The following is a 19,131-nucleotide window of genomic DNA, read 5'->3' as shown; positions in this document are numbered from 1 at the left end:
GGAACAGACATGAAATTCCAACTCGCATTTAGCATCATCCTGAGTGGTTTGTCGGCGTGCGCGCTGGCGGCCGTCAGCCCGGAAGAGGCGGCTAAACTCGGCAAGTCTCTCACTCCCTGGGGTGCCATCCAGGCCGGCAATGCCGAAGGTACTATCCCTGCCTATGAGGGGGGGCTGCGTGAGGCTCCCGCCGGGTTCAAGCCAGACAGCGGTTTTTGGATCGATCCCTACAAAGATGAGAAAGCGCTGTTCAGGATCAATTCGCAAAACGTCGATCAGTACGCAGACAAGCTGAGCGAGGGGCAGAAAACCCTGCTCAGGAAGTATCCTGAATACTACCTGGACATCTATCCCAGCCACCGCACAGCGGCCTACCCTCAGACCGTGGTGGATGCAACGGTGCGTAATGCCACTGGATGCAATATCCAGAAGGACGGCCTGGCGGTTGATCCAGCCTGTCGTGGCGGCCTTCCATTCCCGATACCCACCACCGGTAATGAGCTGATCTGGAACCAGCAGCTGCGATACAAAATCGGTGGTGGCTTTGCGACGACGGCCTCCTCCAATAGCTGGGTCATCGACACTAACGGCCAGGTTACCAAGAGCGCTGAGCAGGCAACTTTCGAGGAAATGCCCTATTACCAGGTCGATCAGGAGGATCGCGATCCGCTGATGTATTCACGGGTCTATTCCCTGAACATGTATCCGGCGCGACGGGCTGGTGAAGTAATAGTACTGGCCGATTACCTGGATCCGCTGGCCAAGCCGCGACGTGCCTGGAGCTATACGCCGGGTCAGCGACGCATCAAATTGGCGCCGGAGTTTGCCTTTGATACCCCGGTGGCCAGTCAGGGTGGTGTAACCCTGTTCGACGAGCTGCAGATGTTCTCCGGCAGCCAGGAACGCTTCGACTACAAGCTGGTGGGCCGCAAGGAGATGTATATCCCCTATAACGCCTACAAGTTCTATTTCGATTGCAAACAGGAAGAGCAGTTTAGCGCGAATCACGCCAATCCAGAGTGTGAGCGTTGGGAACTGCACCGTGTATGGGTGGTTGAGGCAACTCTTAAGCCGGGTATGCGCCACGTTTACAGCAAGCGTACCTACTACCTCGATGAAGACACCTTTGGTGTAGGCTTGTATGACGCCTGGGACAAGAATGACGATCTGTACCGCGCCATGTTCCTCAGCGGTGTGCAGCTCTACGACAAGGACATCCCTTACAACGTCAAGAACGTTATCTATGACTTCAACAAGGGCATGTACGCCCTGATCAACGACGGCTTGAAAGGCGGCTACAAGTTTGAAGCAGAGCCACGTTCCGAGCGTGAGATGAAGCCTGAAGCAATAGTCTCCCGGATAACCCAGCGCTAATGCGTTGAGGCGACACCTGGCAAAGACAGGTGTCGCTTACCGACGCTAACGTTCTCCAAACAGTGGTGTGGGCTCTCGCACGGTAACGCGCTGAGCGGGCCCCAACCTCTGGGCGGTTGAGGATAAAAATAATGATTGGCCGCGATACTCAATTGTTCCGCTTACTGCGGGATTCCTTGCTGCCATGTCGCTTGCGGTATGGCTCCTGGTTGCTAGGCACTGCGTTGATTTCCTGCGTGCTGGCAATGACTCCTGCCCAGGCTGCAGCGACAGCAGTGTTCGATCCGCTGCGCGAGCCGGCGCCCAAATTCGATCTGCAACTGCCGGCACCGGTCATCGGTGTGGCACGTGCCGGTGAAGATCTGATTAGCGTTGGCCCGCGCGGGCTTATTCAACGCTCCACCGATGCCGGTGTGAGCTGGGAGCAGGTGCCGAGCCCGGTTTCCAGCGATCTGGTGCAGGTACGCTTTCGTGACGCCCTGCATGGCTGGATCGTAGGGCATGACTCGGTCGTGCTGCACAGCAATGACGGTGGTCTCAGTTGGACGGTACAGCTGGACGGTCGCAGCCTGTTGAGTCTGCTGCGCAAGGTTTATGGCCAGCGTGCCGATAATGGCGATCTGGTGGCGCAGGACATGCTCGGCGAGATTAGCCTGGGGATGAGTACGGCGGCCAATCCGGATGTGCTGGCTGCACCGCTGCTGGATGTGTTGTTCGATGCGAGCGGCACCGGTTTTGTTATTGGTGCTTTCGGAATGATTCTGCGCAGCAGCGATAACGGTGCGAGCTGGGAACCCTGGGTCGAGCTGACCGACAATGATAGGCGCATGCACCTGTATGCGCTTGCCGAGCATCAGGGCGAATTCTTTATCAGTGGCGAACAGGGCGTGCTGATGCGCCAGGATCCGTCTTCCGGTCACTTTGTGATGTTGACTACGCCCTACAGCGGCACCTTTTTTGGTGTACGTGCATTCAGGGACTTGCTGGCGGTGTATGGCCTGCGTGGAAATCTGTTCGTTAGTCGCGATCAGGGGCAGGACTGGCTGCAGGTCGACACCGGCCTCAAAACCAGCCTGGTCAGTGCGGTCGAGCAGGGCGGTCAGCTGATTCTGGTCAGCCAGAGTGGCGCGATGGTCGGCATGGACCTCGGCAGCCTGGAGGTGACTTCCCTGCAAGTGGCGATAGCTGGAGAGGTGTATTCCGCCAGTGCAACCTCCAGGGCCAACGCGCTGGTTGTAACCCGTTTTTCCGGCGCCAACATCGTCGAGATCGCCGAGGCAAAATGACTCGCCGCCACGAATCTTTAATGAGTGAGCAGACATGGTAGAGCAAAAATACAACAGCGGAATGCCGGTGATTCAGGACCTTGCGGACTTTGACAAGTCGTCAGGTGGGCTCCTGGAGCGAATTATTTTCAGCAACCGCATGCTGGTGGTGATGAGCTGCCTGCTCGCTACGCTTGTGCTCGGCTTTTTTGCTACCAAACTTGAGGTCAACGCCAGTTTCGAGCGGATGATTCCCAGCGCCAGTCCTTACATCAAAAACTATCTGGCCTATAAAGATCAGCTGCCGGGATTGGGCAACAGTATTCGGGTAGTGGTGGAGAGCAAGCAGGGTGATATTTATGATCCTGAATACTTGCAGGCGCTGCAGGAGGTCAATGACACTCTCTATCTGATTCCCGGTATCGATCGCTCCTGGATGAAATCATTGTGGATGCCGATTGTACGCTGGAAGGAAGTCACAGAGCAGGGTATCGATGGCGGCGCGGTGATGCCGGCCGACTACGATGGCAGCGAGGCCTCGATCAGTGCCCTGCGCCGCAACATCGGTCGTGCGGGTATCGTCGGCAGTATGGTAGCCAACGACGCTACGTCGAGCATGATAGTGGCACCCTTGCTCGACATCCATCCTGAGACCGGTCAGGCGCTTAACTACGGAGAGTTTTCTACGCTTCTGGAAGAGCAGATCCGCTCACTGCAGAGCGACAAGATCAATATTCGCATCGTCGGCTTCAGCAAGCTGGTGGGCGACCTGATCGACGGGCTCTATGCGGTGATGCTGTTCTTCGGCATCTCTGTGGTGATTGCCGCGCTCTTTGTCTATTTCTATACCCGTTGCCTGCGTAGCACCCTTTTATTGGTCGGTATTGCGGTTGCGGGGGTGGTCTGGTTGTTGGGGCTGATGCAGTTGCTCGGCTACGAACTAGATCCGTACTCGATTTTGGTGCCGTTCCTGATCTTCGCCATCGGTCTGTCCCACGGCACGCAGAAGATGAACGGCATCCTGCAGGACATCGGTCGCGGGACGCACAAGTATGTGGCGGCCCGCTATACCTTCCGTCGCTTGTTCCTCACGGGGCTGACGGCGTTGCTGACCAATATTGTCGGCTTCGCAGTCCTGGTGATCATTGATATCCCGGTGATTCGTGACCTGGCCCTGACGACCAGCATCGGCGTTGCTGTGCTGATCTTTACCAAGTTGTTGCTGATCCCGGTGGCACTCTCGTACATCGGCGTGAGTAAAAAGGCTGCGCTCTTTGCGATCGAAAAGGATCGTGCCGGCGAACAGAACCGCAGTGCGCTGGGACATGTCTGGCACGGGCTCGATCGACTCACCGAGCGGCCCTGGGCCACTGGGGTGATTGCTGTCTCTGTGGTTGTGACTGCGGTCTGTAGCCTGGTGATGCTGGATCTCAAGGTCGGCGATCTTGATCCCGGTGCACCTGAGCTGCGCGCCGATTCACGCTACAACCGCGACGTTGCTTACATCACTGAACATTACGGTCTGTCCAGTGATCAGTTTGCGGTTATCGTTAAAACCAATCAGGACAGCTGCCGGCTCTATCAGACGCTCCAGTCCATGGATCGCCTCGCCTGGCAGCTGCAGCAGACCGAGGGGGTGCAGACGACCAGTTCGCTGGCCGAAACCGTGCGCTTCGTCACCTCGGGCATGGCCGAGGGCAGTCCGAAGTGGCTGACCATCAGTCGCGACCAGGCGATCACCAATTCGTCGGTGGATGCGGCAATGATTTCTTCGCCCGGCATCACCAACCAGCAATGTTCGGTCACACCGCTGATTGCCTATCTGACGGACCATAAGGCAGATACCCTGAATCGCGTACTTCAGGTCGCCGAGACCTTTGCTGACAAGAACAACACCGCGGCTGACGCCGAGCAGCCAGTCCAGTTTCTCCTCGCCGCAGGCAATGCCGGAATCGAAGCGGCTACCAACATCGAGGTGGAGAAGGGCATCTTTACCATGTATCTGGCGGTCTATGGCGCCACGGCACTGCTGTGCATGCTGACCTTTCGTAGCTGGCGAGCCACCGTGGTGGCGCTTATTCCGCTGATCATGACCACCATCATCTGCAAGGCGCTGATGGTCTGGCTGGGGATAGGTCTCAAGGTCGCCACCTTGCCGGTAATCGCAGTGGGTGTCGGAGTCGGTGTGGACTACGCGCTCTATCTGCTCAGTGTGCAGCTTGCGGTGCAGGAGCGTGGTGGTTCGCTGGCGGTGGCCTATCGCCGATCGCTCGATTTCACTGGACGGGTCGTCGCCCTGATTGGTCTGACCATGGCCGCCGGCGTTATTACCTGGGCCTGGTCGCCAATCAAGTTCCAGGCCGACATGGGCATTCTGCTGACCTTCATGTTTCTGTGGAACATGCTCGGTGCCCTGGTACTTATCCCGGCCCTGTCGCACTTTCTGCTTAATCCTGACAGGAATGTGGCACCGCCCGAATTCGCAAGCCGTGATCAGGTTGCCCCCGCTTTGGCGCAGAGGGCCAAAGCAGAAGTTTAGTGATTACCGTGCATTGATCGACCTGCCCGTGCGGCTGGGATCAGCTGACTCAGCGGTCATGCGTGTGTCATGGCCAGTTATTGGAGATGAGTGTTATGTTCGAACTATTGATGAGTGCTGACATGATGGTTCCGGATCCCGATGGGATGACGGAAAAGCTGGTGGATAAACTCGGCATCTACAAGCATGAGCGCTGGCGCCAGGCGTTTGATAACCATCCGTACATTGCGCATTTCCTGCGTGTGCACAAGTCGTTGGCAGTAGCTCCCACGCGGGTTGAACCGCAGTGGCATCTTGACAGGCCAAACCCCGGCGATCCGCTGTTCCATGATTTTCTCGAAAGCCTGAAGGATTTCCAGGGCCATCATCGGCCAATGATCACCCATTCGATTGTCCTGGCCCTGCATGGCGACAAGTTCGACGCCCTGGTAGACAAGCTGATGCGTCGCCGCTTGCCGTTTCGCATGGCTCAGCGTACGCCGGAAATGCCGTTTGATCGTCTTTGGCTTGGCGCCACCCCGGAACAACCTTACTACCAGCCCTCTGTAGACGGCGGTTTGTGCATCGAGATCATGCCGACCGAACCGCTGCAGATGCCGGCGGAAACCTATGCCCTGCCACCGGCCCAGCCGCGCGATTCTAAACCGGGCGATATGGTAAGGGTGACGGCACGCGGCTATCTGGTACGTGACCTGGATGAAACCCTGCGCAAGGTGTCGACCAACCTCGATTGGGAGCCCAGCGGTGCCGTGGAAAACATCGGCAGCGAGGGGTATCGCCGCGCGCGTATGGGGTTCACCGTCGCCAACAGCGCGACCCTGGACATCATCGAAGCAACCACCTGGAACACCGATGCCGGTCATTACCTGAACAACTGGGGGCCGGGTCCTTACTACATCCGCATCGGCGTCAACGATCTGGCCGCCAAGGCGGAAGACCTGCGCGCCCGTGGCACGGCCTTCCAGTGGATCGAGTCGTCCGAGGCGGTCGGTGGCAAGTCTCTGATCAAGATTGATCCCAAAGAGCTGGACGGCCAAGTCTTCGAGTTCGAGGAGTGTCCTGTATGAGTGCCGATATCAGCCAACAGTTTCCCCGGGTGATTAACGAGACGGTACGCATTGAGCGCGATGCGGCCGTTGGCTGGATTGTGCTGACTCGGCCTGGGCAGATTAACGCCATCAACGACCAGATTCGCCAGGGCGTGCCAGAGGCCCTGGCGCTGCTGGACAAGGATTCGCAGGTTCGAGTCATCGTCATCCGTGGCGAAGGTGAACGTGGCTTCTGTGCTGGTGCAGATATCAAGGAGCAGCGTGGTGATGAGCCCCCCCTGCAGGTGCGCCAGCGTATGCAGCGGGCGCGCTGGATTGAGTCGCTGGATCAGGTCGCCAAGCCAATCATTGCCGCGATCCATGGCTACTGCATGGGCGGTGGGCTTGAACTCGCGCTGGCCTGTGATATTCGCTTTGCGTCGCCGAACGCCATTTTTGCCCTGCCTGAAACCGGCCTGGGTCTGATACCGGGTGGTGGTGGTACCCAGCGTCTCGCGCGGGTTGTAGCCCCTGGACGCGCTGTGGATATGTTGCTTTCCGGTGACCGGATGGGGGCAGAAGAGGCGCGGCAGATCGGTTTGATCAGTCGCTTGGCCGCCGATGCTGCAAGCTTCCTGAACGAGGTGAGCGAGTTCGCCCAACGCATTGCCAGCAAGCCGCCGATGGCCTCGTTGTATGTCAAGCGGGCCGCCCGCGCATCGCTGGAATTGGACCTCAAGAGTGGTCTGGACCTCGAGCTTGATCTGTTCGCCTTGCTGACGACCACCCTGGATGCGAAAGAGGCGGCTAGAGCCTTCAGTGAGAAACGTGCGCCGCGCTTCACCGGTGAATGAAGGCTTTCCCCAGATGAACAACAAGAAAAGAGAATTAGCATGACAACAGGAAAACTGGATGGCCGCGTTGCCATCATTACGGGTTCCGGCGGCGGTCTGGGCGCAGAGTGCGCCCGCGTGCTGTCGTCCCATGGCGCCCATATTGCAGTCGTCGATATTAATGGCGAGGCGGCGCAGCAGGTCGCCGAGTCGATTGAGGCGCAGGGTGGCCAGGCAATGGGCCTGTGCACCGACGTGTCCTCCGAAGAGTCGGTCGAGGCCATGGTGGCGGCGGTGGTTGAGCGTTTCGGCCGCATCGACATCCTGCACAACAATGCGGCAGTGCTGGATGTAGGCCAACGTCAGAGCGACCGGGATATCTGCAACCTGGACATGGCCGCCTGGGATCGGGCGATTGCCGTGAACCTGCGTGGGGCCGTGTTGTGCTGCAAATACAGTATTCCCGTCATGCTCAAGCAGGGTAAAGGTTCGGTGATCTTCGCGACCTCAGGACTGGGTGTGCAGGGCGATCTTTCCCTGACCGGCTATGCCACCTCTAAGGCGGCGTTGATCATGTTGCCGCGGCTGGTCGCCGCGCAGTACGGCAAGCAGGGCATCCGTGCCAATGCCGTGCAGATTGGCCTGGCGCCAGCCGAGAACGCCCATGAGTCCATGCCCGCGCAATTGCTGGATATCCTGCGCGACAACCACATGACTCCTGAACTCGGGACGCCCCGGGATATTGCCAATGTAGTGGCTTTCCTCGCATCGGATGACGCGTCCTTCGTTACCGGGTCCACCCTGGTGGCCGACGGTGGCTTTAGCAGTCACACCCCCTCGTTGGTCGCGATGCGCGAATTCTTCGAGCAGTCGGGTAGGGGTGGCATGTAATTGGTTTTGTGCCGGCTGCTGGAGTGCTCCGGGTAAAGGCGTTTACTACCCGGTTGCCTGGGGCGGTTTACACCGGGGTGGGTGTGAGGCTGATGCTCGATATGATGAAGTCGGCAGAGTACTGCCGCCACAGCTGCATGCCCTGTGCTGAGCGCGTATCGACACCGATCAGCACCGATACGGAGTAGTGATTGGTAAAGCCGCCTGAGGTGAGCAGGGCGGCTGTTGCAAGAAACAGCCGCGTATCCTCCACGGTTTTGAACTCCCCGCATTGCGCGCCGCGTTTAAGAATATTGTCGAACTTTTCCGCCAGGGCAGGTGACCGGTCAGCAAAGATGTTGCGAGGCGTGTCATTGGCGTCATGGTAGCGAATGCCCTCCAGGGCCAGGGCGCCCAAAAACGGATCATCCCTGTATTGATCGAAGCAGCAGTTGAGTAATGCGCGCAGGGCTGCCGTCGGTGCCAGGTGTTCGACTTCAAGGGCGATGAGTTCGGCCATGATGCGTTGGGATGATTCATCCAGTACGGCACTGAAGAGTCGCTCTTTCGACCCGTAATAGTGATAAATGAGCTGTTTGGTAATCCCGGCTCCGCGGGCTATATCCTCAATACGTGCGCCGCTCAGGCCTTTTTTGGAAAACTCCTGACGAGCGACGTCCAGCAAGCGGTTCAAGGTATCGCGTTTATTGGGTTCGGTGCGAACTGAGGTTTTCTTCATTTTATTGGCTATGTCCCATTTAGCTGTCGCCTTGCCCTGCCAGAGGCTTCAATAAGGCACTGTTCGAGCGTAATCGCTCGGTGGCACTTAAGCATGCGCGGCCACCCGAGATACGTCTGCAGAGGGTGCATGTCAGCGCCATGATAATGGGTAATGCGATGGTGTCTGCACGGTGGAAAGTGTTTTTGCAGTGGCGCTTTCGATGCGCTGAAACCGAGATTGGCGCTGGCTTATTGAGCTGGGTGAACGGCTTTCCAGCAGCTGTATAAGTGTGTGGACGGCGTTATTCGTTAATAAGCGGTCCTCCTGCCAGGAGGTAGACTTCGCGTGAAATTATATCCATTCAACTCAGCCATAGCCATTGAATTGTGCGCCCTTTACCTAGGGCAGGCAGCGATACAGGCGCCATTGCTGGCAATTCCTGATGAGTCACCTTGATTGTGTAACCGGATCGATGGCGCTGATAGAAAATGTGCTTTTTGCCGGCCCGCGTATCAAGTGATTTTCGTTTTACTCAGGGTAAAACGGATTGGCTGCTGCTTTGGCTGCATATTCGCTAGGGTATTAGCTGGCAACCGCGGCGATCGGCGTTGCGAACTTCTCGAAAAATATAACAACGGAGATTGGCCTTATGAATTTTCAGCCAACTGTTTCAAGTTATCGGGCGCTCATCATTTTGATTGCGGCGACGGGGATAAAGATTCAGACCCTGAGAAACACATAGTGGCCAGCACAGCGTGGAAACACCGCGCTTCAAACGTGCGAGCCTGCTGTGCCCGGTTTTTAACCTCAGCGTGGACCCTTGCTGAACGGACACTTTTTACGCTGAGCGGCTTGTACCGGTCAGCGCAGATTACGCAGGAACCGGGTTGTCCGGCGGCGACCTTTGCGCCAGGCGCAGGCGGGACTGCCGCAATCCTTTGCATGCCATTGGTTCCTGACCATCGAATAAAGTGACCTGCACTTTGATTGCATGGCTCTGTGTCCACGCATGGAGGATCTGGCAACGGACCTCGTTATTGAAATGCACTACAAGTCGGCTGGCGTCCTATCGACCGGCCATGGAGAGAAGATATGTCGTTGAGTAATACCGAATTCGATGTCCTCGTTGTCGGGGGCGGACACAATGGCCTGACAGCCGGGTGCTACCTGGCTGCTGAGGGCAAAAAGGTGATGATATTGGAGGCTCAGGGCAAGGTCGGCGGCATGGCATCCTCTGGCTATCTGATCCCGGAGGCGCCCGAGCATCTGGTACACCCCTGTGCACTGGATATGATGTCGATGCGGGTGCATGCCCATGTGCCGCGCGAACTTGAGCTGGAACGCCACGGCTTTCAAGCGGTCGAGTACTCGCCTGGTTATGTCTATCTGCACCCGGACGGCACCTCGGTGGTGTTCTGGCGTGACGCCTACAGAACTGCCGAGGAAATCCGTCGTTACAGCCCTCGCGATGCTGACGCCTACCTGGAGTTCGTCAAGGTACTGGATGCCTTTATCGACATGGCACTGCCAATGATGCGGGCTGATCCGGCCCGGTTCAATCTGGGTACCAAACTCAAGGTTCTGGGTTCAGTGTTGCGTAATCGCAAGCTCAAGCCTGAATTGATGGCGCTGATGACCGGTTCTGCCTATCAGGCGGCGCTGGAGCGTTTCGAACACCCGGTGACGATTTCCGCCATGAGTGCCCTGACAGGCCTTGCCGGTGTAATCACAGCGGATGGCAGTGGTATTTACTACGCCCTGGTGGCCTTCTTGCACCGTTTTGGCGTGGGTCGGGTGATCGGTGGCATGCAGAAGCTCAGTGATGCCCTGCGTTCGCGCTTTGAAGAGCTGGGGGGCGAGGTGATGACCTCGGCATCGGTGGCAGAAATCGTCGCCGTGGACGGCAAGGTTCGTGGGGTTCGACTGCAGGATGGCCAGGAGTTCAACGCCCGGGTGGTGGTCGCCAGCTGCCATCCCAAGGTGGCGCTGGAGATGGTCACGCCGGGTGCGATTGAGCAGAAACTGCTGACCCGAGTGGCGATGGCACCGGCCAACGCCCATGGTGCAGGGCCGGTCAAGCTCGACCTGGCCCTGAACGGGCAGATCTCGGTGCCGCGTTTTGAGGCCAAGCGTGGCGACGGCGTCGACCTGCGCAAGGCCTGCCTGCTAATTGGTACCGCCGAGGCTGTGCTGGAAAACTTCGCGGCCAGTGCGCGTGGCGAGTTGCCAAGCTTGCCCTACATCACCTTTGCCGCCCCCAGCGCTGTCGACCCGTCCCAGGCACCCAGTGGCCAGGACGTTCTGTACATCTACCCGCCGGCCATGCCGGTCAATCCCGTCGAAGGCTGGGATGCACTGCGCGAGCGGGTCGCCGATCAACTGATCAGCCAGATCAGTGAGTACATTGAGGGCGTTAACGAAGACACCATCATTGGTCGCCGGCTTGAAGCGGCACCGGACTTCAGCGCACGTTTGAATACGGTGAATGGCTGTGTTGTGCACATAGACACCTCTACTCTGCGTTCCAGCAGGATGCGTCCGGCCCTGGGCTTGGGCGGCGACACCCTGCCGGTCGAAGGACTTTATTTCGGCAGTGCCGGTATTCACCCCGGCGGCGGTGTTAATGGCATGGCGGGGCGTCTTGCGGCCCAGCGTGTCAATCGATATCTGGGCAAGCGCACAAGTGCGCGTACCGAAACCTCAGAGGCTGCGAGCCAGAAAGCTGTTGGCCAGACCACACCAGGCACCTGAGCAGGCTCGTCCCGCTTTTGGGCTCTGAACCTTAAGCCGTGCCTAGATGATTCAGTGACAATGACCGCGAAAATAACAATTTTAACGAGTGAGAAATGACCATGAGTGACAAGCGTACCGAAACCGAGATTGATCTAAAGAGCGCCTATGCCGCGGTATCCAAGACCTACCTCGGTACTAGCCTGGATATCCATGCGGTGTGCCGTGAGCAGCGCCTGAAATCGCCGGTTTACGAAGGTGATTTCATCACCCAGTTCGGTGTACCGACCAATGCCGGAATCCAGCAGGGGACTCGGCCGACCTTCGCCCTGTTCAAGTACAAGGACGTGATGGCGGTGCTGCGCGACGGCAATACCTACACCAGTGGTTTTATCGCCGAGGGCCTGGGCGCCTTCTTTGATGGCCTGGTGATCCTGGCGATGGACGGCGAGCCGCACCGCAAGGTGCGCGCCCTGCTACAACCGGCATTCATGCCCGAGAACGTGAACAAGTGGCGGGGGCAGATCGACGAGGTGATCCGCAAGGACTTCCTGGAGCCGCTGGTGTCGCAGAAGAAGGCCGACCTGATGCAGTTCGGCCTGGAGTTGCCGATCCGTATCATGTACGCGCTGATGGGCTTTCCCTCTGATGACCCATCCAAGTACAAGCAGTACGCGGCCTGGGCGCTGGCGATGGTCGGCGGCAATCAGATTGATCCTGCGAAAATGGCCGAGGCCCGCCAAAACGCTGGGATCGCGGTAAAGGGTCTGTATGACGCCATTCAGGACGTAGTGGTGCGTCGCCGTGCCGAAGGCAGTCCGGGTGACGATGTGGTCGGGCGTCTGTTGCGTGCCGAATTTGAAGGGCGCACGCTGGATGATCACGAGGTGATTACCTTCACGCGCTCGCTGCTGCCCGCCGCTGGCGAAACTACCACGCGCATGTTCAGTTCGGTAATGGCCTTGCTGCTGACGACCCCGGGCCTGCTGGAAAGGGTCAGGAGTGATCGCTCGCTGATTGCCAAGCTGATGGATGAAACCGCGCGCTACGAACCAGTGGCTACCTTCAAGGTGCGCGAGACCGCCAAGGATGTGGAGTTCCATGGAGTGAAGATTCACAAGGGGTCCTTTGTACAGTGCATGGTGGTCTCCGCCAACCGCGATGAGGAAGCCTTCGACAACCCCGATGAGTTCGATATCGACCGCAAGCTCAAGCCTGCTTTTGGCTTTGGTTTTGGCCCGCACATGTGCATTGGCCAGTTTATCGCCAAGGTCGAGATCAGCTGCTCGATCAACGCCATTCTCGACCTGTTCCCCAACATTCGTCTGGACCCGTCGCAACCGACCCCTGTTATTGAGGGTGCACAGTTGCGCGGTGTCGCATCGTTGCCGGTGATCTGGGACTGAGCGTCGCTATCCCATCTGTCATACGTGACTGTCGACGATAACGATAAGAGATGATCCTGATGAAAACTTTCAAGACAATTCCCGAGCGCGGCGACTTCGGCTTTCAGCAACTGGTCGGCCCGCACCAGGTCAGCGGCGCGGCGATGGGCGGCAGCCGCGGCTTCTTCGGGCTGCAATTGAGCAAGTCCTCGCCCTTTGGTTCGGTGCGCGACGAGGACGGCAACATCTATTCGTTCGTGCGCTCGCTACTGGCGCCTGGCGGCACGCCTAACCCGACCAAGTTTTTCTACCTGAATAATCATGTCGATGGCGTCAACCTGCGCATGGATCACGCGAAAATGGCCCTGCAGGCACTGACCCCCATGCCGCAGCAGACCCTTGATGGCGACACCGTGCGCTGGGCCAGCCAGCCCGGTGAGGCCGGCAACGGCTGGGAGATCAGCGCCAACAGCGAGCGTCTGACATGGCGGGAGGAGGGGCTGTTCGAGCTGGAAGGCCGGCTGCTCGGGCCGGGCCTGCAGTGGTATTTGCCGGGGGTGGAGTGGGGCACCTTCTATGTGTCGCAGCTGTGGGAACTCTCCGGTGTCTGCGAAGGCAAGCGGGTGAAAGGGGCAATGGCGCTCGACCAGTTCTACATGGCTGAAGGAGGGGCCATTCACTTCAAGAAGGATCTGGTGGTCAACAACAACAAGCACGTCATCTGGTGGTCGTTCGTTACCGTGTACAAAGACGGCAGTTGGGACGCAGGGTCCTTCATGGTTGGCCATGATCACCTCGGTTACGCCATCTTCACCAACGATAAGGGTGACGTGCGGGTGACCACTGATATTGAAGGGCAGACTACCCACAAGGATGGCAGTTACTTCCTGGCGTCGGCGGGTATCCTGCTCGACGGCAAGGAAGAGTGGGAGTTCCTTCCTGACCCCAGGGGCGAAATGATCGACTTCGTCGGCGGCTTCCCGATCACCGCGCAGCAGGAAGGGCGCTGGCGCCGGGTGGGTGATACCCGCGAGCCATCGCACTGGCTGGGCTGGGGCGAGTCCGACCGGCGCAATGGTTCGGCACGCAATGTGCCGGGCCGGGATCTCTGAAGCCCAGCCTACTACCCGAGAAATAACGACGATGTGCCTCCCGTCGGTCTGAGTGCCGCGGGAGCCTTTAGCAGCAAAAAATAAGAGAAGGCTGTCGATGAGATACAAAGACAAGGTCGTGCTCGTCACCGGTGCCGGCCGTGGCATGGGCCGCGCCATCGCCTTGGCCTATGCCCGGGAGGGCGCGCAGGTGGTGGTCTCTGCCCGCACCGCAAAGTACGGCGAAGAAACCATCGCACAGATCCTGGCGCTTGGCGCACAGGCCTGCCTAGTGGGCGGCGATATCGCCGACCGCGCGGCGATCAAATCCATGATCGAGGGCGCGGTCGAGACCTTCGGTGCCCTGGATATCCTGGTGCACTGCGCGGCCGATACGGCTCGCGGCCTGATCAGCGAAATGTCAGATGACACCTTCGATCACATAGTGCGCAGCAATATTCAATCGTTGTTCTGGCTTGCCAAGGACGCGGCTCCGTACCTTTGCAGAGCACAGGACAAGGGGCGGATCATTTTTATTTCCTCCGGCGAGGCCAACCGCAAGTACACCCCGACATTGATCCCTTACGGCTCCAGCAAGGCATTCATGAATGCCTTTGCCCGTGGCCTGGCGGTGGAGTTCGGTGCACTGAATATTCTGGTTAATGTGATCGAACCTGGCTTAATCGGCACCGATCATATGCTGCATACCCTAGGTGATGACTTGCCACACAAGTTGGCGGCCCACTTTCCGGTAGCGCGACTGGGCGAGTCGGCGGACATCGCTTCGGCCGCACTCTTCCTGACGTCCAGCGAGGCGTCCTATATAACGGGCACCTCGTTGCTGGTCGACGGCGGCGCCACCATGGTTGCCATGCCAAAAGTGGACGACGTCCTCAAGGCGTAATGAACCCGTTTTGCGCAGCCGGTCCGCGGGCTGACCGGCCGCGTCAGGAGTTACTCTATGACTGACACATCCCCTTCGACAAACAAAGTCGCCATTGACCTCGGCGAGTTCAGGCGTGGCTGGCGCGTGCTCCTGCTCGGCCTGGCCGGTATCTGCACCAGCATCAGCGTGGGCCTGCTATACGGTTTCGGCACCCTGGTGATCCCCCTCGAACAGGCCTTTGGCTGGAGCCGGGGTGATCTGCAGGCGTCTATCACCTTTTTGTTCGCCGGTGTGGCCATCTCTACCCAACTGGTCGGCCCCCTCTACCGCCGCTTCGGCCTGCGGCGAGTGGCGATCGTCTCTATCGTGCTGCAGGTCATCGGCTATGCGGCGATCACCCGGATCGAGCATTCCATCGGCTGGCTGTACCTGGCGTACTTCGCCATGCCGCTGGTCTGCGCCGGGACCATCGCCATCAGTTGGACGCAACTGGTGAACCTGTGGTTCGAACGCAACCGCGGCCTGGCCCTGGCAGTCATTCTCTGTGGTACCGGACTCATGGCAGTGGTGCTGCCGCTACTGCTGGAGCGGCTGATCGCGCAGTTCGGCTGGCAGGCGGGCTTTTTCACCCTGGCGGCAATGCCGCTGCTGCTTACCCTGCCGATGGCCCTGTTCTGGCTGCGCTTGCCGAACGAACGGGCCTCAGGCTTGCCCATGGGCGCTGAGACCGGACCGCCGCTGGGGGGGACTTGCTACCGTCAGGTGCTGCGCTCGCCGCTGTACTGGAGTTTCAATATCGCCCTGATTCTGTCGGTGTGCCTGACCGTAGGCATGGTCACCAATATAGTGCCGATGCTGCAGAGCAAGGGGCTTTCCGCTCAGGCGGCGAGCCAGATTTTCAGCAGTTTCGGTGTTTCCATCATTGCCGGGCGCCTGCTGGTGGGCTATCTGCTGGATCGCTACAGGCCTATCCTGGTCGCGGCGGTTAGTCTGGCGCTGCCGGCCATTGGCTGTGTAATTTTCCTGTTTGGCGGCGTGCAGAGCATGGCGCTGCTGGTGCTCGCGACCCTGTGCATTGGTGCCAGTGCCGGTGCGGAATTCGACCTGGCGGCCTTCCTGATGGCGCGTTATTTCGGGCTGCGCGATTACGCGCGGATCTTCGGTCTGCACCTGGCGCTGGTCACCATCTGCAGCGGCCTGATGCCGATTTTTTTTGGCCGCCTCTATGAAGCCTACGGTGGTTATTCGGCGTTACTGCTGTGCTGCCTGGCCTGCGCCATCATAGGCCCGTCGATTCTGTTCTGGCTAAGGCCGACAGCAAGGGTGGTGGGCCAACAACAGCATGCCTAACGGGCGTGCGAGACCAATGTAAATCGAGGAGAGAGCTATGAGTGCAAAAGACGCTATTGAGCAGTTCCTGCATGGCCAGGTTGAATGCTGGAACAAGGGTGACAAAGAAGGGTTCTTCGCGCATTACCGCAGTGTGTCGCCCGCTGGCCTGAGCATCGAGTATGTCGGTCGTCCCTTGCCAACGGACCCCTGGCAGATTCTGGAAGGCATGTGGGAAAACCAGCAGCCGCGTTTTCGTGTCGAGGTCAAGGAAACCATCATTAATGGTGAGGAAGCCGCCTGTCATCATCGCAACGCCTTGCGCGATGGCAGTGGCGGTATTGAAACCATGGAACTGTACCGCTTCCAGGACGGCAGGCTCTGGGTGCGTTATTTCATCAAAGTCTGACAGGACACAGAGGGCGCGGTGATGGGCCGCGCTCGAGCGGTAAGGCCGCGGGGCCTTGCGGCGCGTGGCCCAACTTCGGGTAACTCCAGCTTGCTGGTGCGGGACACTAAAGCGTTAGCCGGGTGTTTTTAGGGTCTCTGCAGATTGAGCTGCGGGCTGACGCCAATGCAGGCTCAGCACCAGCGCACAACCCATGGCTGATAACAGGGCCGAGCAGAAGAACACCTGTGCCAGGCCGAATCCGGCAACGACCAGCCCCATCACCGGCCCCGCCAGTCCCACTGCCAGATCGAAGAACAGCGAAAGCGTGCTCAGGGCCGAATTGCGATTGGCCTCCGGTGTGCGCGCCAGGGTTTCCACCGCCAGTCCCGGATAGACCCAGGAAACACCCAGGCCGGTCAGTGCGGAGCCGAGGATTGCCACCAGGGGTGAGGGCGCCAGCCAGACGAGCAGCAGCCCCAGAGTCTGCACTGCCATGCAGACCCTGACCACCCGGTAGGCGCCAAAGCGCGGCAGCGCATTGGGTGAGGCCAGTCTGGTTAGGATAAAAGCGACACCGAAGGCGCTCAGGCAGTAGGCCGCGTTGTCCCACCCCAGGCTGTCGAAGTACAGGGCGATGAAGGCGGTCAAGCTGCCGAACCCCGCCGAGCTGCAGGCGACGGCGAGACCGTTGGGCAGCACAGCCATGAAAACGCTGCGAAAGGGTAGCCGCACGCCTGGCAGCAAGGGTGCCGGGCGTCTGGTCCGGGCGAACAGCAGGGGCATGAAACCGAGCAGGGTAATACAGACACCGATGCCGGCAAGCCCGAGGTGATCGCGTATCAGCACGCCCAGCGGTGCGCCTATGGCCGTGCCGCCGTAGGCGGCGATACCGTTCCAGGACATGACCTGCGCGGTGCGTGAGGGGCCATGCAGGCCTATGGCCCAACTGCAGCTGGGCGTGGATATCAGGGCCGACGCTATGCCCTGGAGGATCCGGCCGGCCATCAGGAGTGCCAGGCAGCCCCAGGGGGACGTCGGCAGAATGATCGCCACTGCGGTCAGCAGGCCGCTGCCCGTGAGGATGGCGAGCCCCGTCATCACAGTGCGCTTGGCGCCGAAGCGGTCGGCCAGCTGTCCGGCCAGTGGGCGCGAAAGCAGGGTCGTCAGGTATTGCACGCCTATCACCAGGCCGGCCATGGTGCTGCCGAATCCCAGGGTATTCAGTACATGACCAGGCAGCACGGCCAGCGGCAGCCCGTTACCTATATAGGAGACAAAATTGAAGCAGACGATCGACATAATCGACAGGCCGGCTGGAAGGGGTTTCGTACTGACATTCATCCGTCGTCGCCTTGCGGGTTCTGTATGTGTCCCGAGGCGCGCACCGCGCCCCGGTTACGGGCGCGGCGCCAGGGGGATCAATCGCGGTTGGCGGCTTCCCAGACCTTGAGCTCGAAGCCGGGCGCGGCGGCTTCCGCTGGGCCAAGTGCCGGCTGGCGGGACAGGATCTTGCGTGCCGCCAGGTGGTCCCCGGGGCGATTGCACGATTCGACCGCGATTAACTGCTCCCCGCGAAAGCACAATACCGAGACTTGAGCGTCCTCCACCGAGCCGATGACCACTGTGCTGTCATAGCCGATAGAAAGGCCTGCGATCTGTAGCTTCAAGTCACCCTGATCCGTCCAGAACCATGGCAGTGCGACATAGGGCGCCGGTTTGCCCATCAGCCGGGCCGCCACGGCCCGCCCGTGATCCACCGCGTTCTGCACTGACTCGAGGCGGGTCAGCTGTTCGTCATTCTGCAGGCAGGGGAAGCAGGCGACATCGCCGATGGCGGAGATATGGGGATCGGATGTGAGCAGGCGGGCGTCGACCTTGATCCCGTTGGCGATTTCCAGGCCGGCTTCGCTTGCCAGTTGGGTGTTGGGAATCACGCCTATGCCGAAGACCACCAGGTCGGCGTCCAGTATGCGCCCGTCCGATGTTTCCACACCGGTGACGCGGCCGTTTTCGCCGATTACCCGGGTCAGGCCCTGGCGGAAGTCCAGATGAACGCCCCAGCGGCGGTGAGCCTGACTGAAGAGTTCAGACATCTCGCGACTGATCGCGCGCGCCATAGGCCGGTCGCCCAGCTCCAGTACATGTACCGCGCAGCCCAGGGATGCGGCCACCGCAGCGAACTCCAGGCCGATGAAGCCGGCACCAATGACCACCACGTTGCGCGCCTGTTTGGAAAGCGGTGCCAGGGTGTCGGCATCGACCTTGGTCTTGATACCAAATACGCCCTCGAGCTCTGCGCCGGGGACCGGCAGAGGGCGGTTGTGCGCGCCTGTGGCCAGGATCAGGTGATCGTAACCCAGGGCTTCTCCGCCCTCGAGCAGCAGGCGTCGATTCTGTCGGTCGATAGCCGTCGCGCGATCATGCCGTAGTTCGATGCGTTGCTCTGTGTAGAATTTTTCAGGGCGAAATAGCAGGTTAGTGGCGCCGATCTTGCCGAGCAGATAGGCCTTGGACAAGGGGGGGCGCTGGTAAGGGAGGCCAGGTTCATCGCCAATCAGGCTGATGCGCCCTTCATAACCGGACTGCCGCAAAGACGTGGCGACCTGAAAACCGGCTTGGCCTGCGCCGACAATTACTACCGAGGCGAGTGACATGGAATCTCCTTCTTATTAGGGTGCCGCGACTGGAG

At 59.4% G+C, this 19,131-nt stretch carries 15 protein-coding genes; 12 read left to right on the top strand and 3 right to left on the bottom strand.

Annotated elements, in window-relative coordinates; genetic code table 11:
* The first annotated feature begins 9 nt into the window (after positions 1–9).
* The 6 genes from A8C75_RS19445 to A8C75_RS19420 all read left to right on the top strand — a co-directional run bounded on the left by A8C75_RS19445 (position 10) and on the right by A8C75_RS19420 (position 7,930).
* The gene (locus tag A8C75_RS19445; RefSeq protein WP_067386028.1) at positions 10–1,374 is read left to right on the top strand and encodes a DUF1329 domain-containing protein; all 1,365 of its coding nucleotides are present in this window, start codon (positions 10–12) and stop codon (positions 1,372–1,374) included.
* Positions 1,375–1,619: 245 nt separating this feature from the next.
* Positions 1,620–2,660 carry a WD40/YVTN/BNR-like repeat-containing protein gene (locus A8C75_RS19440; protein ID WP_120785216.1) on the top strand — a complete coding sequence of 347 codons (1,041 nt, stop codon included), beginning with the start codon at positions 1,620–1,622 and terminating at the stop codon, positions 2,658–2,660.
* A gap of 34 nt (positions 2,661–2,694) precedes the next feature.
* Positions 2,695–5,178 (top strand): efflux RND transporter permease subunit, encoded by a 2,484-nt coding sequence (locus tag A8C75_RS19435; RefSeq protein WP_067386026.1) that lies wholly within the window; start codon positions 2,695–2,697, stop codon positions 5,176–5,178.
* Positions 5,179–5,273: 95 nt separating this feature from the next.
* On the top strand, positions 5,274–6,245 hold the full coding sequence (locus A8C75_RS19430) for a VOC family protein (protein WP_067386023.1): 972 nt from the start codon (positions 5,274–5,276) through the stop codon (positions 6,243–6,245).
* Positions 6,242–7,060, top strand: coding sequence for an enoyl-CoA hydratase/isomerase family protein (locus tag A8C75_RS19425; protein ID WP_067386021.1), 819 nt, complete (start codon positions 6,242–6,244; stop codon positions 7,058–7,060). The genes A8C75_RS19430 and A8C75_RS19425 overlap by 4 nt, the downstream gene beginning before the upstream one ends.
* A 39-nt stretch (positions 7,061–7,099) precedes the next feature.
* The gene (locus tag A8C75_RS19420) at positions 7,100–7,930 is read left to right on the top strand and encodes an SDR family NAD(P)-dependent oxidoreductase (RefSeq protein ID WP_067386020.1); all 831 of its coding nucleotides are present in this window, start codon (positions 7,100–7,102) and stop codon (positions 7,928–7,930) included.
* Positions 7,931–7,997: 67 nt separating this feature from the next.
* Here A8C75_RS19420 and A8C75_RS19415 read toward each other — a convergent pair whose 3' ends face one another.
* Positions 7,998–8,648 carry a TetR/AcrR family transcriptional regulator gene (locus A8C75_RS19415; protein ID WP_067386018.1) on the bottom strand — a complete coding sequence of 217 codons (651 nt, stop codon included), beginning with the start codon at positions 8,646–8,648 and terminating at the stop codon, positions 7,998–8,000.
* Positions 8,649–9,722: 1,074 nt separating this feature from the next.
* Here A8C75_RS19415 and A8C75_RS19410 point away from each other — a divergent pair.
* From A8C75_RS19410 to A8C75_RS19385, 6 genes are all read left to right on the top strand, one after another.
* On the top strand, positions 9,723–11,381 hold the full coding sequence (locus A8C75_RS19410; protein WP_084784166.1) for a phytoene desaturase family protein: 1,659 nt from the start codon (positions 9,723–9,725) through the stop codon (positions 11,379–11,381).
* Positions 11,382–11,482: 101 nt separating this feature from the next.
* The gene (locus A8C75_RS19405; protein ID WP_067387534.1) at positions 11,483–12,766 is read left to right on the top strand and encodes a cytochrome P450; all 1,284 of its coding nucleotides are present in this window, start codon (positions 11,483–11,485) and stop codon (positions 12,764–12,766) included.
* Positions 12,767–12,825: 59 nt separating this feature from the next.
* Complete coding sequence (locus A8C75_RS19400) at positions 12,826–13,857, top strand: hypothetical protein (RefSeq protein ID WP_067387532.1); 1,032 nt, start codon at positions 12,826–12,828, stop codon at positions 13,855–13,857.
* A 97-nt stretch (positions 13,858–13,954) separates the two neighbouring features.
* Complete coding sequence (locus A8C75_RS19395; protein ID WP_067386016.1) at positions 13,955–14,740, top strand: SDR family NAD(P)-dependent oxidoreductase; 786 nt, start codon at positions 13,955–13,957, stop codon at positions 14,738–14,740.
* Between the two features lie 57 nt (positions 14,741–14,797).
* A complete protein-coding gene (locus A8C75_RS19390; RefSeq protein WP_067386013.1) occupies positions 14,798–16,072 on the top strand; it encodes an MFS transporter in 1,275 nt (424 codons plus the stop codon).
* 37 nt (positions 16,073–16,109) lie between these two features.
* A complete protein-coding gene (locus A8C75_RS19385; RefSeq protein ID WP_067386011.1) occupies positions 16,110–16,460 on the top strand; it encodes a nuclear transport factor 2 family protein in 351 nt (116 codons plus the stop codon).
* A gap of 114 nt (positions 16,461–16,574) precedes the next feature.
* On the opposite strand, the gene A8C75_RS19380 is transcribed toward A8C75_RS19385, so the two are convergent.
* Positions 16,575–17,783, bottom strand: a complete 1,209-nt coding sequence (locus A8C75_RS19380) for an MFS transporter (protein ID WP_067386009.1) — start codon at positions 17,781–17,783, stop codon at positions 16,575–16,577.
* Positions 17,784–17,860: 77 nt separating this feature from the next.
* Positions 17,861–19,096, bottom strand: coding sequence for an NAD(P)/FAD-dependent oxidoreductase (locus A8C75_RS19375; protein ID WP_067386007.1), 1,236 nt, complete (start codon positions 19,094–19,096; stop codon positions 17,861–17,863).
* Positions 19,097–19,131: the final 35 nt, after the last annotated feature.

Source organism: Marinobacterium aestuarii (assembly GCF_001651805.1).
In the GTDB taxonomy this organism is placed as follows: Bacteria; Pseudomonadota; Gammaproteobacteria; order Pseudomonadales; family Balneatricaceae; genus Marinobacterium_A; species Marinobacterium_A aestuarii.
This window is presented reverse-complemented; position numbering and strand designations above follow the sequence as displayed.

Excerpts from the sequence above, each read along its gene's own strand:
- A8C75_RS19445 (WP_067386028.1), top strand. The coding sequence starts at position 10 with ATGAAATTCCAACTCGCATTTAGCATCATCCTGAGTGGTTTGTCGGCG.
- A8C75_RS19440 (WP_120785216.1), top strand. The coding sequence starts at position 1,620 with ATGACTCCTGCCCAGGCTGCAGCGACAGCAGTGTTCGATCCGCTGCGC.
- A8C75_RS19435 (WP_067386026.1), top strand. The coding sequence starts at position 2,695 with ATGGTAGAGCAAAAATACAACAGCGGAATGCCGGTGATTCAGGACCTT.
- A8C75_RS19430 (WP_067386023.1), top strand. The coding sequence starts at position 5,274 with ATGTTCGAACTATTGATGAGTGCTGACATGATGGTTCCGGATCCCGAT.
- A8C75_RS19425 (WP_067386021.1), top strand. The coding sequence starts at position 6,242 with ATGAGTGCCGATATCAGCCAACAGTTTCCCCGGGTGATTAACGAGACG.
- A8C75_RS19420 (WP_067386020.1), top strand. The coding sequence starts at position 7,100 with ATGACAACAGGAAAACTGGATGGCCGCGTTGCCATCATTACGGGTTCC.
- A8C75_RS19415 (WP_067386018.1), bottom strand. The coding sequence starts at position 8,648 with ATGAAGAAAACCTCAGTTCGCACCGAACCCAATAAACGCGATACCTTG.
- A8C75_RS19410 (WP_084784166.1), top strand. The coding sequence starts at position 9,723 with ATGTCGTTGAGTAATACCGAATTCGATGTCCTCGTTGTCGGGGGCGGA.
- A8C75_RS19405 (WP_067387534.1), top strand. The coding sequence starts at position 11,483 with ATGAGTGACAAGCGTACCGAAACCGAGATTGATCTAAAGAGCGCCTAT.
- A8C75_RS19400 (WP_067387532.1), top strand. The coding sequence starts at position 12,826 with ATGAAAACTTTCAAGACAATTCCCGAGCGCGGCGACTTCGGCTTTCAG.
- A8C75_RS19395 (WP_067386016.1), top strand. The coding sequence starts at position 13,955 with ATGAGATACAAAGACAAGGTCGTGCTCGTCACCGGTGCCGGCCGTGGC.
- A8C75_RS19390 (WP_067386013.1), top strand. The coding sequence starts at position 14,798 with ATGACTGACACATCCCCTTCGACAAACAAAGTCGCCATTGACCTCGGC.
- A8C75_RS19385 (WP_067386011.1), top strand. The coding sequence starts at position 16,110 with ATGAGTGCAAAAGACGCTATTGAGCAGTTCCTGCATGGCCAGGTTGAA.
- A8C75_RS19380 (WP_067386009.1), bottom strand. The coding sequence starts at position 17,783 with ATGAATGTCAGTACGAAACCCCTTCCAGCCGGCCTGTCGATTATGTCG.
- A8C75_RS19375 (WP_067386007.1), bottom strand. The coding sequence starts at position 19,096 with ATGTCACTCGCCTCGGTAGTAATTGTCGGCGCAGGCCAAGCCGGTTTT.